The sequence below is a fragment of the Cohnella sp. GCM10020058 genome (assembly GCF_042683485.1).
Classification (GTDB): Bacteria; Bacillota; Bacilli; order Paenibacillales; family Paenibacillaceae; genus Cohnella.
Genome location: NZ_JBHUJV010000009.1, coordinates 616,314 through 630,074, shown reverse-complemented (window position 1 = coordinate 630,074; position 13,761 = coordinate 616,314). Strand labels below are relative to the sequence as shown.

Annotated in this window: 6 protein-coding genes; all 6 read right to left on the bottom strand. The window is 61.1% G+C overall.

The features are described 5' to 3' along the window. Positions 1-32: 32 nt before the first annotated feature. Positions 33-4,862: a bifunctional 2',3'-cyclic-nucleotide 2'-phosphodiesterase/3'-nucleotidase gene (locus ACFSR7_RS18160; RefSeq protein ID WP_378163953.1), complete on the bottom strand. Its 4,830-nt coding sequence runs from the start codon at positions 4,860-4,862 to the stop codon at positions 33-35. Positions 4,863-5,399: 537 nt separating this feature from the next. After that, positions 5,400-5,891, bottom strand: coding sequence for a hypothetical protein (locus tag ACFSR7_RS18155; protein WP_378163951.1), 492 nt, complete (start codon positions 5,889-5,891; stop codon positions 5,400-5,402). 240 nt (positions 5,892-6,131) lie between these two features. Continuing rightward, a complete protein-coding gene (locus ACFSR7_RS18150) occupies positions 6,132-8,300 on the bottom strand; it encodes a glycoside hydrolase family 36 protein (RefSeq protein ID WP_378163949.1) in 2,169 nt (722 codons plus the stop codon). Positions 8,301-8,443: 143 nt separating this feature from the next. Further along, complete coding sequence (locus ACFSR7_RS18145) at positions 8,444-9,790, bottom strand: type 2 periplasmic-binding domain-containing protein (protein WP_378163947.1); 1,347 nt, start codon at positions 9,788-9,790, stop codon at positions 8,444-8,446. A gap of 430 nt (positions 9,791-10,220) precedes the next feature. Continuing rightward, positions 10,221-11,900 carry a response regulator transcription factor gene (locus ACFSR7_RS18140; RefSeq protein ID WP_378164631.1) on the bottom strand — a complete coding sequence of 560 codons (1,680 nt, stop codon included), beginning with the start codon at positions 11,898-11,900 and terminating at the stop codon, positions 10,221-10,223. A gap of 1 nt (position 11,901) precedes the next feature. Next, entirely contained in the window at positions 11,902-13,737 is a 1,836-nt protein-coding gene (locus ACFSR7_RS18135) for a sensor histidine kinase (protein WP_378163945.1), read from the bottom strand. Positions 13,738-13,761 lie beyond the last annotated feature (24 nt).

Genomic DNA, 13,761 nt, shown 5'->3' with positions numbered 1-13,761 from the left:
TATTCCGTATTTCGTATTACGCGAGATCGGCGTTAGAAACCGCCGCCCGTTTCCGCCGTCGCCAGCAGGCCGTGCACGACCTTCGCCGCTTCGGCTCGCGTCGTGGAGCCCTTCGGCGCGAAGATGCCGTCGCCGCGGCCCTGCATCAGACCTTCGTCCAACATCCTGCCGACCGCTTGCTGCGCCCAACCGCTGATGTTGCCGCCGTCCTTGAAGCCGGCGGTGCCTGACGTGCCGCCCGACTTCAGCGCCGGGATGCGCGCGAGCATGACCGCCATCTCCTCGCGGGTGATCGGCGCGTTCGGCACGAAGCTGCCGTCGCCCTTGCCCGTGATCAGGCCGTTGGAGGAAGCGATGTTCACGAATTCAGCATACCAGCTGCCGCTCTGCACGTCGGAGAAGGAGGAGCCTGCGCCCTTGGCACCCAGCCCGAACTCCTGCACCAGCAGCTTGGCGAATTCGGCGCGCGTGATTTGCCGCTGCGGCGCAAAGTTTGCAGCGTCCGTGCCGTCAATCAATTGCTTGGCCGCCAGTTCCGCGATGACGTCCTTCGCCCAGTAGGAAGCAGGTACGTCTGCGAAATTACGGTTGTATTCCAGCGCCGCATACGTGCCTGGCATCGTCACTTCGGACGTCAGCGTGCCGCCTTGCAGCTTGGCTTTCACATAGACCGGCTTGCCGCCGTCGATGCGGTACAGGTTCGTCAGATTGGCGTTCGAGCTGCCTTCTACCTTGAATGCGATCGAGACCGGCTGAGCGAAGCCGCTCAGCGTACCGGCCGTCGTACCGTCCTTCGTCACAGCCGAGAGGCCGAGCTTGGCAACGGCGCCCGCAGGCTTGACGTTCAGGTTCGCGTTTTGCGCGCCGGCGAGCAGCGAAGTCGAAGCTTCGGACGTCAAACGGCTGTAATTCAGCGACAAGGTCGCGTCCTTCGCCGCATCGCCCGTGACGAGCTTCGACGCGTCTTCCAGCACCTTGGCCGGAAGGGACAGCGTCACGCCGTCCAGCTCAAGCTTCACCTGCGTGCCGGACCCTGCCAGCTCCGCGATATTCAGCGGGAGCAAGATGCTGACTTCGGTCGCGCCGGCCGGGATCGTCACCGGCAAGCTCACGACGCCGTTGTCCGCCTTCGGCACGTCCTTCGCTTCTACGCTCACCTTAACCGGCGCTCCCGGCGTCGGGGTTGGCGTCGGAGTCGGCGTCGTAGTGCCCGGATTGCCCGGAGGCGTCACGGGGACATTGGAATTGTTAATGCGCCCTTCGATCTTGGCCGTGATCTGCCCGCCCTTGAACGTATCTACAATATACTTGTAGAAAATATCCAGGTCAGTCGGGCCAACGACGGATTCCTTCGCTTGAGTGAGCACTTTGTAGTTGTCTCCGCCCGCAGCCATGAAGTTATTGACGACTGCCGTGTATTCCTTATTGTCCTCGATCGGCGTGCCGTCCGTCTTGGTCAGGCTCGTGACGCGCTGCGCGACCGGGAGCGCCAGATTGGCCGAATACTTTAGACCCGAGATCTGCAGCGTCTTGGTGTCCGCCGTACTGTCCGCCTTGACGCCCCATTGCTGCTGGAGCAGCGTGCGGATCTGGGCGCCCGTCAGCGTCAGCTTCACGAGCGTGTTGCCGAACGGCTGCACCTTGGCCAGATCGCCGAACTTCACCTCGCCGTTCGGCAGGTCCGCGCGGATGCCGCCCGGATTCATGAACGCGAAGTCCGAGCCCGGGAAGGCGCTGCGCATCGCGTCCGCGATCAGGTTGCCCAGCGGCGCTTCATTGTTGTAAGCGTCGGTCCGTACGACAGAGCCATCCGTCGTGCCCACAGGATTTTTAAGCTCCGGGTGCTTGTCGAGATATTTGTTAACCAGTTCTTCGGTCTCCGCGTCCGGCGTTACGCCGTCCTGGAAGGTCGTGGTGACCGTAGCCGACTTGCTCGTCACGTCGCCCGTCACCGGGTCGATCGTCAGCTTGACGTCCTCGAATGCGGTGCCGTAGGAGTAAGCTTGCACGACCAGCTTGCCGTTCACCATACCGTTGGCCAGTGCATGGTTGTCGCCGGCCATAATAACGTCGACTTCGTCGTCGACGCTGTTCGCCAGGTCTGCGGCTTCGCCCGTCGTCAGCCCGGTCGTCGCGTTCGTGGTTGCAGGGTCATGCGCGAGGACGACGATCGTTTTGACGCCTTGCTTCTTCAGCTCTTCAACCGCTTTGTTCACGACCGGCGCCTGGTCGACCAGCTTGACGCCCTTCAGGCCTTCCGGGGACACCTTGGTCACCGTTGCCATCGTGACGACGCCGATGAAGCCGATTTTTACGCCGTCGACTTCCTTCACGACATAAGGCGCGATGATCGGCTCGCCCGTCTTCTCGTCCACGACGTTGGCGTTCACGTAGTCGAAGTTCACGCCTTTGTGCACGATCTCGCCGCCGACAGGATCGACGCCACCTTCGAGCTGTGCCTTCAGCGCCGCTACGCCCTGGTCGAACTCATGGTTGCCCAGCGTACCGACGTCGAAGCCCATCATGTTCATCCACTCCAGCGTAGGCTCGTCCCGCTCCAGCGAGGATACAGGGGCCGTAGCGCCGACGGAGTCTCCGTTATGAACGAGGAAGCTGTTCGTGTACTTAGCGCGCGCGGCCTTGAGATACGCCGCCAGCGTCGCTGCCGTACCCGCCGCCTTGCCGCTTACGATCGAAGTCGTATCGAGCTGGCCATGCAGGTCGTTGATGCCAAGCAGATGCACCTCGACGGGAATGTTCAGCTTGTAGACCTCGAATTGGCTGGCGTTCTGCGTGCCCGTATCCGTGATCTTGCCGTTCGTCGCCTCGGCGTACTTGGCCGCCGAAGGCGAGCTGGTAAAGGTCAGGTTGACGTTGCTCTTGATCGGCACGAACGACCAGTTGTCGTCGGCGCTCGGGCTGACCGTTTTCTTTTCCGAGATATAATCCATCAGCACCTGACGGTTCTCGTCCTGGGAATCGACGGCCAGCGGCGAACCCTTGAGGCCCGGAAAGTTACCGCCGCCGCTCGCGCGGTAATTGTTCGTAACCACGACGAACTCCTGGTCCGGGTCGATCGGCTTGCCCGCGTACTTCAGGTTCACGATCCGGCTCGAAGAAGCGTCGTTGACCGTACCGTCCGGCTTGTACTTGGCCGGCTTGGTGACGTCGATCTGATAAGTGACGCCGTCGATGACATCATAGTTGTAGACAGCGAAGGACGAATTCAGGAGCTGCTGCTCCGCCGTGCTCGCCGGATCGATCCGGTTGAAGGCGCCGGCCGACATCTCCAGCCATTCCTTAACCGTCGAACCCTTGATGACAACCGCCTTCAGCGTATTATCGTACAGATACAGATCGCTGGCGCTGCGGATCGTGAGCGGACCCTTCTCGATGTCCGTATACTCGGACGGCCCGTTGCGTCCCGCCTTGAACGGCGCGCCGGCGCTTAAGATCGGCAGGTTTTCATAGACCGTACCCGCGACCGACTTCTTTACGTACCACTTCTGCGCGTCCGTCACGATCTGGATCGACGGATCGTCCTGCACCATGGCGAAGTAGCTGTTGATCGGCGCATCTGTCTGCCCCAGCTCCTGCCCGGTATAGGCTATCGTCGCTTCGTGCGCGTTTTTGACCGCGGCGACAACGCCTGCGTCAGGCTCCACGTTCGCGATGTTGACCTTGTTCTCCGTCCGGAAAATCGAGCGCGTGGACGACTGCGAACTCGTCTTGTCGACCGCCCACTTGCCGTCGCCGTCCTTGACGAGCTTCAGGTCGATCAGGCCGAGGCTGGCGCCGCCGAACCCCGATTGAACCGCGAACACGCCGTTGATCGTGCCGCCGCCGAGTCCGTAGACATTATTAACGACGCTGGCGGACGAATTGTACGGCAGGTTCGTCGCCGGGTCCTTGAACAGAGCATCGAACGAGGCGTCGCTCGCCGTCGGGAAAATCTTGTGCGTGTGGGAAAACGTAATCGCGTCGATGCCCGGCACCTTGCTCAGCGCATTGACGTCGTTTTCCGAGAGGTCGCCCTCCACCGCGTTCGCGTCGAAGCCCGTGTGCGCCAGCGCCACGATAAGCTCCGCGCCGTCCGCCTTCATCAACGGCACGAAGTGACGGGCAGTCTCTGCGATATCGCGCGTTACCACTTTGCCGGACAGATTGGCCTTGTCCCACTCCATAATCTGCGGCGTGACGAGACCGATGACACCGATCTTGACGGTCTGATCTAAGCCGTTTTCGTCCTTGAACGTGCGGGTAAGAATTTCGTAAGGCTCGTACTTATTGGTCGTCTCCGTATCTTGGGCAATACCGTCGTGGTTGTCGTCCACGTAAATATTGGCATTGACGTAAGGGAGCTGCTCGCCCGAACCGTCCTTGCCGCCGGCAATCGCTTTGTCCAGATAATCCAGACCGTAATTGAATTCATGATTGCCAAAAGTCGCTGCATCGTAACCGAGCAGATTCATCGCTTGATACATCGGATGGACGCTGCCTGCTTCGGACAGCTTGTCCACTTTGGCCATATAGGTGCCGAGCGGTGTCCCCTGGATCAAGTCGCCGTTGTCGAACAACAGCGAGTTAGGCTGCTCCGCGCGTGCCTGCTTGATCAGCGTCGCGGTCCGGTCCAGACCGACCGCCACCGTCTCTGCGTTTTTGAAATAATCGTAGCCTCGTACATTGGTGTGCAAATCCGTCGTCTCCATAATCCGCACATGCAGCGGTGCAACGGATGGCTCTGCCGCAGCCGCCTTGCCGGCTTCCAACAGGCCGAATCCCCCGAACACCTGAGAGACCAATACCGCCGCGGCCGTCACGGTCGACGATCTCTTGCTCCAACCAGTCTTCCTTTTCAACATGCTCGCTCTCCCTTCGGTTCGCATTCTTAGTAAGTATAATAAAAGATATCACTAGATGATCACTTAATTTGTAAAAGATATGTAAAGGATCAATAACAAGGATTTTACAATTGTGCCGGAGGACTCGCGTGCGGCTGGATTGGTCGGCCTATCGTCGCTAACGTCGCTCCTTCTACCTAAAGCCTGCATATATACATCTAATTTCCCCGATCTCGCCCATTTTGGACAAGATACATGCAAATGTGCATCTTTTTCTCTCCATGAGCCGGATTTTCGGCTTGTGCTTGGAAATTAACTGCGCATTTGCAGGTATTTCATTTAGTGCCGTTGGTCGGCAAAAAATACATGTACAAATGCAGGTTTTTCGGCCAGGAAAAACACCCCAAGAACGCCGGTCCTCCAAAAGCGCGCTTACTTGTCCGCCAATCGCCGCTAATCTTATACCTTTTATAATAAAAAGACCCATGCGACAATACGCATGGATCCGCGCTGCATTCTGCCAGAGAGATCATCTGACTCGTCTCCCCTTACCGCTAGCTATATATACTGAATGGAGGACTGCGTCCCGAGCGGCAGCAGCTCATAAAGGTACACCCCTATAAGTTCCCGCTCGATCGGAGAGATCGGCAGGGTCGAACGGATCGTCAGATACACGATGGCGTTCGCCCGGTCGTAGCGCTCGAACGAGATGCGTCCGCCGGCCAGCATGCGGTCCACGACGTCGATGATGTCGTGCAGGTCCGATCCGCGGTTCATCGCGGCTTCCCTGATGTCATCGGGCACCTCCGGCGCGGCAGGCACCCGATCCTCCTTTGTCAGTCCGTACGGCTTCACCTTAAAGCATACGAACGGCGTCAGGTATGCAGCGGCAAACTTCAGCAGGTTCGTCCGCTCCTCCTCGTGCAGCTCCAGCTGATCGTCCCAGGCATAGATCGTCGCCGTCTGCTTGGCGCTGGTATGGATCCTCACGTAACGCAGTTGAGGAAACCGCTCCCGGACGAGCGATTCGGACAACAGTCGCGTACTCATCGTGGGCCGCCCCCTTCTCACTCAAATTTATGCGTTTATAATTTGGCTGCGCTTTCACGAAAAAAGGATCCGTTGCCTCAGCTTCCCTCATGCTTCCCGTCGACCGAAACGGAAGATATTCACTATTGTATTCGGCTCGCTGCGCGTTGTATGTTCGCAAGCCTAAAGTTGGGGCGGAGAAAGGTCGCGAACGCAAAAAGGCCGCCGCCCCGAAGGGCGGCAACCAGCTTTTCTTTATGATTATCGGCTTAACCGCAGCTCCACCAACCTCGCCGTCCGCTCCCGCGGCAGTGTCACGCGCAGCGCGCCGGACTCGGCGTCCCAGGCGACGGCGCTGCCCTCGTGCGCGGCCGGGTACGCGATGCGCGCCTGCACGTGGCCTGCGCCGCCAAACGCATCCGCATCGCCTGTACTGCTGCTGGAAGCGCCGGCGCCTCCGCCAGTCTCCGTCGCCAGCCACGGCATCGACAGCGCGATCTCGGCCGCCTCGCCGCCGATGCGCCAGACCGCGACATAGGCGCAGTCCTCCGCGCGGATGCCGAAGCAGATCCAGTCGTCCTGCTGCGTCGGCAGGCCGAGCGGCCAGAACGGCAGGCCCGCGGCAATGTCGGCGCGCATCGTCTTGTAGTAGTCGAGCGCCTCCTTGACGAGCGCGCGGCGGCGCGGGCTGAGCTCGGCGACGTGGCCGCTCTGGTGAACGCGCAACAGCATCGCGTTGACCATGTTGAAAACGACTTCCTCGTCGTCGCCTTCGCGGAGCGGATAAGACCAGATGGCCGATTGCTCCGGCGTCAGCGCGGAAGGCGAGGCAGCGGCGATCGCCGCGTACTTCACATAGTCCTCCTGGTCGCTGGTCGACTGGATGCTGTGCCGGCTGAGCATGGCATAGTCCATACGCATGCCGCCGCTGGAGCAGTTTTCGATGACAAGGTCCGGATACCGCGCGAAGATGCCGTCCAGCCAGGCTAGATACGCCCGGTTGTGCTGCATCAGGCCGTCGCCGAAGCTATCCGCGTCGGTCTCGGTGCCTATGCCCGCATTGATGTTATAGTCCATCTTAATGTAGCCGACGCCGTAGTCTTCGACGAGACGACGAATGACTTCGTCCGCGTGCGCGACGACTGCCGGATTCCGATAATCAAGCTGGTAGCGCGAGCGGTCCTTGACACGTTTGCCATGACGCATAAAAAACCAGCTGTCGTCGGCATCTGCCAGCTTCGGACTATTGATGCCCATCACCTCGAGCTCCAGCCACAGTCCAGGGATCATGCCTTTGCCGCGAATGTAGTCGAGCACGTATTTGATGCCTTCGGGAAACCGTTCCTTGGACGGCAGCCACTCGCCCACCCCATCCCACCAATCGCCGTCCGCGTACCAGCCTGCATCGATGCAGAAGTATTCGCTGCCGATGTCCGCGGCCGCGTCGATGAGCGGGAGCAGCTTCTCGGTCGTCGGCTGGCCCCACAGGCAGTTCATGTAGTCGTTAAAAATGACGCGCAGCAGCCGGTTGTCGTCGTTAGGCCGCCGGATCGCGCGCCGGTACCGGGTCAGCTCGCCGATCGCCGCATCGAAGCCGCCCCGCGTCGCGCCGACCGCCGCCGGCACGGAGACGAACGACTCGCCCGGCGCGAGCTCGAGCCACCATTGATTATCGTGCTCGGTCGGCCCGCTCACGAGCAGTGTCAAATAATCGAACTGGTCGATGATTTCCCAGTGCCACGAGCCGTTATGCTCGATCTGCCAGAACAGCTGCGTATTCGTTTCAAAGTTGTCCAATACGGCCATCGGGATATGCTCCGCGGCGGCCCAGGATCCGGTATTGCTGCACGAGATGCGTTTTGAGCTGCGGTCCGTCACATGAGACAGTCCCAGCTCCGGCAACGAGTACGTCCGCCACTGCAGCTCGCTCTGCCAGCCGGTGTGCGGGATAGAGACGGACATCTTGTCGTCGCGATCCAGCGCGCCTTCTTTGTCGAGTCCCGTCAAGGCAAAGGTGGATACGTACTCGACGCCCAGCGGAGCCGCACCTCCGTTGCGGAGCGTCGTCCAGCAGCGGGCGACCGCAATGCCGTCGTAGAATTGGAAGTGCGACACGGCCTCGAGTCCCGTCTCGGGATCGGCGAGCGTCACTTCAAGCTTGCGGCCCGGACCGCTGCGCATGTCGTTATGCGACCGGTACTGCATGCGCAAGCCCGGATAGGTCGCACGATGCGTGCGGCCGTGATATTCGGCGCGGTCTTCGCCGGACAACTGCAGCTCCAGCAGGCGAAAGCCCGGCGCTTGCTTGTCCGACACCGCGCCCGGACTGTAGGGCTCGGGCCCGAAGTGCATCAGCCGCGCATCTCCCTCATCCGTCACAACGATATATAGATGCAGGCCGTTTTCGGCAATCTCGATCGCTTTGCTCATTTCCGGGGCACGCTCCTAAGATCCAGTTTAAATAGATAAGGTCCGTAAACGCGCAAAACCCAGTCCCCGGAGGGCTGAGTCTTGCGTGCTTCTATTCGGGTTGGGCGCATCGGGTTAGCGCAGGACGCTATACCGCTGCGTCCTTATTGAGCGGAACCCAGCTGCGTCCATGCTTGTTGGATCTCGGTAATCGCCTGGTCTTTCGTCTTGCTCTTGCCGATATACGCCTGCATGATCTCGCCAAACTTCTGGTGGAAGGTGTCGAGCGAGTAGTTGACGGACAGATCGCCGGACTTCTCGGTCTTCAGGATCTCATCCATCGCCTTCGGCATTTGCAGATCAGGCAGCGGCGCGTCCTTGATCGGCGGAATGACCTTCGCGACGTTGGAGAACCAGCTCTTGCCGTAGTCGGACGTATACAGCCAGTTGAAGAAATCGACCGTTTCGCGGGCGACCTTGGAATCCTTGTTGATGCGCAGCGCTTGGTCGGCGCCCGTGATGATGACTGCTTGCTCGGGCTTGTCGCTCACCGGGTAGCCCATGATGCCGATCTGGATGTCCGGCGCGATCTTCTCGATCGCTTCTTCGTCCCACGCGCCCTTGCCGGTCATGATCGCAGCCTTGCCGGCGGCAAAATCGCCGACTTCGGCGTTGCTGTCGCGCTCAAGCGGCTTGTCGGTACCGTGCGCGACCGTCGTGTCGACGAACTTGAAGAAGTTGTCGGCCAGCACCGGGTGATCCTTGAACGTCGTCTTGCCGGCAATGAAGTCGGCGACCAGCGATTTGGCGTCCGTGCCGGCGTCCAGCGCGGCGGCGTCCACGAAGTGTTGGAATACGTGCTTCCACGTCCACCATTCTTTGTAGGCGTTGGCGAACGGCGTGATGCCCTTGGCTTCGAGCTTCGCGATCGCGTCGTCGAGCTGAGCGGTCGTCTTCGGCACTTCGGTGATGCCTGCTTCTTCAAACAGCTTCTTGTTATAAATCAGCGTGAAAAGGTTGCCCTTAACCGGCAGACCCAGCACCTTGCCGTCGCTGGACGTCATGTTGCTGCGCACGGCGTCCGTCATGGCTGCCGCGAGCGGCTCGTTCGTCAGATCGGCGCTGTACTCGGCGAACGTGTCGATGTCCCCGCCTGCCGTCGTCTGGAATACGTCCGGCGTGTTGCCGGATGCAATCCGCGATTTCAGCACCGTATTGTAGTCGGCCTGCATGATCTCGAGGTTGATCGTGACGTTCGGCTTGACCTTCTTGTATTCGGCGATGTAGGCGTTAAATGCGTCCGTGTACTCCGGCGAAGCCGTGAACATGTTGATGGTGACCGGCTTGTCCGAGGTTCCGGCCGAGGCGCTCGCCGACGAGCCTGCCGAAGCGCTTGCCGATGCCGCCCCGCTGGAAGCCGCGTTATTGTTGTCGTTGTTGCCGCCGCACGCAGCCAGCAGACCGGCCATCATGACTGCGCTGACGGATACGCCCGCAATCTTTTTGAGCATGTATGTTGCCCCCGATTCGTAAGTGATTTTGCGCTACGATGCTTATATTAAATAACCGCAGCCGGCAACCCAATGCATTTAAGTAATCTCTTATGGGTAAAAAAGCGGCCTGGCCGGCGGTTCGCTTTTTTACCCTTCTCCCAAATGCGGGAAGTTATGCGTACCTGTGCCATGCGCTCGCAGGAAGGCGTTGCGGTAGCCGCGACGGGCCGAACTACGCGGGGGCGGGGGCGGGGGCGGGGGTGCTTCGTGCACATTTATTGTGCACGATGGCGGCGACGCGGCGCGGGTGCTTCGTGCACATTTATTGTGCACGATGGCGGTCTTCGCGATGGCGGCGACGCGGCGCGGGTGCTTCGTGCACATTTATTGTGCACGATGGCGGCCCTCGGGTCCCACGACCGGCAACGCGAGCCCGCCAACCCCGAACTTAAGGCGCTTCCGCCCCCTGCGCCCGGTACTCCGACGGCGACAGGCCGACGTAGTTGCGGAATGCCTTGGAGAAGTAATTTTTATCCTTGAAGCCGAGCATCTCCGAGATCTCCTGGATCTTCAGCTCCGGGCGGTCAAGCAGCGCCTTGGCCTTGTCCATGCGTACCTTCTGTACGTATTCGTGGATGCCGAAGCCGTATTGCTGCTTGAACAGCTTCATTAAGTACTCCCTGCTCAGAAAATAGCGCTCGGTGAACATCGAGATTTTGATGTCCTCAAAGTAATGCTGCTCGATGTAGCGCTTGATCTCCCCGACGTCGAAGGCACGTTCGGGCGACAGCGCAGCCCGCGCCAACTCGGCGTACCGCTCGCAGATGCGGCAGAGCAGCGCCTCGAACTCGTCGAAGCCCGCATAGTCGGCGGACAACCCGAGTAGGCCCAGGATGCCCAACGCGCCGCCCCCGCGGGCACTCGCCGCTTTGGCGTCCCCGCCCGTCCCCGCGTCGGCGTCAGGCGCCGGCAGCGCAAGCTCAAGCGCCAGCTCGCCGAGCAGAAAAAGCAGCTCCTCCAGCAGCCGGTCCGCCTGCTTGAAGCTGAACCGCCCCTGCTCCCGCACGCCGGCCATATATTGCTGCACGACGGACCGCGCCTGCACGGCGCTGCCCGCCTCGACCGCCGCGCGAAGCTGCGGCATTCGCGAAGCAAAAGAAACCGCCGGCGCGCCCGTCTCCTTGCGCTCGGCAGCCGGCGGCGACGGCTGAAGCTCGTCGCGGCGGAACAGATCGGCGCCGTCCGCCGCTTCAGCCGCGGCGCCGTAAGCGTCCGCCAGTCCGCCGACTGCGACGCCGGACCCACTGAGCCCTGCCGCCGTGCGGATGCCGAACAGATCGCTCAGCCCCTGTGCGATCTTGCGCGCGAAGTGCGCGGCGCGAAACGCGAGATCCTCGGGATAGCCGCCCGTCATCGAATGGATGACGATCAGCTCCCGTTCCCGCTTCGGGTTCGCCAGCCCGAAGCTCAAAAAGCCCGCCTCGGCGAACTCGCCGACGACGTTGGCCGCTGCGTAGTGGAGCAGCGCCGTCTCGCCTTTGAATCGTCCGGCCGCGACCGCGTCCAGATTCAGAAGGCGAAGCACGGTCACGCCAAACCGCGTCCCCGGATCGTCCGCGCCGATGAGCCGCAGGTACGCTTCGCTGCTGCCGGCCCTGAACGTGCGGGCCAACAGTGACAGGTAGATGTTCTCCTTAAGTTTGGGCAGCGACATGTTGAGCGCAATATCGCGGTCAATATGGTCCCGCTTGCTGTCCCGCCGGGCGTCCAGCACGCCCGCCGCCTTGGCGAGCGCCTGGTTGAGATCGCCGCGGTTGACCGGCTTGAGCAGGTAGTCGACCACACGGGAACGGATCGCCTGCCGCGTGTAGTCGAAGTCGTTGTAGCCGCTGATGACAATCGTGAACAGGTCGGGATAGTCCTGCTCCACGATCTGCAGGAACGCCAGCCCGTCCATGACCGGCATCTTCATGTCCACCAGCACCAGGTCCGGCCGCTCCCGCTCCAGCAGCGCCAGCCCTTCCTGGCCGTCCGCCGCCTCCAGCACCTCGCCGATGCCATGGCGCGGCCAGTCGCCCAGGATGCGGATCGCCTCTCGGGTCGGCTCCTCGTCGTCGATGATCAACACTTTATACAAGATGTCCGCCTCCTCCAGGGATCTTCATGCGGAGCTCCGTGCCGCCTTCAAGCGCCTCGATCTCAAGCCCCGCCCCCCCGCCGAAGAGCAGCTTCAGGCGCGCGTCCAGATTGCGCAAGCCGATGCTCTCGCCGCTTCGGTCCTCCCACGCCGTCTCGAACGAAGCCCGCACCTCCCGCAGGCGATCCGGCGCAATGCCCGGTCCGTCGTCGCGCACGGCAATGACCGCGCCTTCTCCCTCCAGGTAGGCCGCGATCAGAATTCTGACGGGCCGCTGCACCTTTTCCACGCCGTGCTTGATCGCATTCTCCACGAGAGACTGGATCGACAGCTTCGGAATCGACAGCTGGAGCAGCTCGTCCCCGATGTCGTACGACATCGCGACGCGGCTGCCGAATCGCGCCTTTTGCAGCATCATGTACCTTTCCACGTGCTTCAGCTCCTCATTCAAATAGACGATGTCCTTGCCGCTGATGCAGTAGCGGAGCGTCCCGGCGAGCGCATCGACCATGTCCGCCACGTCGTCGTTGCCGTTTTTCAGCGCCTTGGTCGAGATCGCCTGCAGCGCGTTATACAGAAAATGCGGATTGATCTCCGCTTCCAGCGCCTTCAGAATCGCGCTCTGTTCCGTCAGCTTCATCTTGTACCGCTCGTTGATCAGCTCGTTCGTACGCCGCGCCATCAGGTTGAAGTGCCTGGACAGATACGCGATCTCGTCGCGTCCGCGCACCTCGGTGACCGTCTCGAAGTCGCCCGCGCCGAACCGGCTCATCTCCTTGGACAGCCGTTTCAGCGGACGGGTAATGGCATTCGAGGTGAGAATGACGAGCCCTACCGCGACGGCCAGGAAGCCGATGCCGATCCAGATGCTGATGCGCCGCGCCTCCACCGCCGTCCGGTAGATCTCGCTGAAGGGGATCGGCTTGACGAGCCGCCAGCCTTCCTGCCCGTCTACGTTTTCGACGACCAGATAACGCCCGCCTGGGCCCTGCCAATTGAAGCTCTCTTTGCTCTCCTCGGTATGGAGCAAGCTCACGAACTTGCCGTCGCCGACAGCGGAGGCATAGAAGTCCGGATCGTCCGCATGGAACGGCGTATCGTTGGCGTCGAGCAGCATCGCGTGCTCCCCCTCGCTCATCGGAATGTCCGTCATGATCGCGTTTTTGGCCGAATCGTTCACATAAAAGCTGACCACGGCCCGCGCCTGGCGGTCCTTGAGCGATCGCAGCACCCGGTGGTATGCCATGAACACGCTCTCCGGCGCCGTACCGTACCCCGTCTCGCGCGACAGGACCAGCGACTGGACGCTCCGGTTATGCGGATCCGCCATCGCCTCCTTGTACCAGACTTGCTCGGGAATACCGTCGTCCAGCGCGGCGCGCACCGTCACGTTGTATCGCTCGCGGGTCACGTACAAATACTTGTGCTCGTCCGCCAGATACATATAGATGCTCTGCAGATCGGTCCTCGCGTAAAAAAGCGAACGCAAATAGTCCTCCAGATAAAGGCGGGAGGCATAGTCTTTGCCCTCGCGCTCGATGGCAAGCATCAGCGGGTCATAGTCGATCTGCGGCAGCGAGAACTGCTCGAGCTCGCTCATGTACTTGGCGTAGTTCTGGTTCACCAGCTTCAGGTTGCTCCGGTTGCTCGCGACGCTGCCGGCGACGGATTCCCGCTCGATGATCTTGTAGGCGATAAAGGAGAGACTCGAGACGATCAGAATGATGATGGAGGTGAACAGCAGGATCAGCTTGTTCACCAGCCTGCGGGAAGGGGCCTCTCGCAGCCGGCGCCCCGTCCGCCGCAGCCATTGCGCAAAGTTCTGCATAAGTGCCTCCGATTCCAGTTCACC

Bases quoted from the DNA above. Each gene is read 5' to 3' on its own strand.
- ACFSR7_RS18160 (WP_378163953.1), bottom strand. From the start codon at position 4,862: ATGTTGAAAAGGAAGACTGGTTGGAGCAAGAGATCGTCGACCGTGACG.
- ACFSR7_RS18155 (WP_378163951.1), bottom strand. From the start codon at position 5,891: ATGAGTACGCGACTGTTGTCCGAATCGCTCGTCCGGGAGCGGTTTCCT.
- ACFSR7_RS18150 (WP_378163949.1), bottom strand. From the start codon at position 8,300: ATGAGCAAAGCGATCGAGATTGCCGAAAACGGCCTGCATCTATATATC.
- ACFSR7_RS18145 (WP_378163947.1), bottom strand. From the start codon at position 9,790: ATGCTCAAAAAGATTGCGGGCGTATCCGTCAGCGCAGTCATGATGGCC.
- ACFSR7_RS18135 (WP_378163945.1), bottom strand. From the start codon at position 13,737: ATGCAGAACTTTGCGCAATGGCTGCGGCGGACGGGGCGCCGGCTGCGA.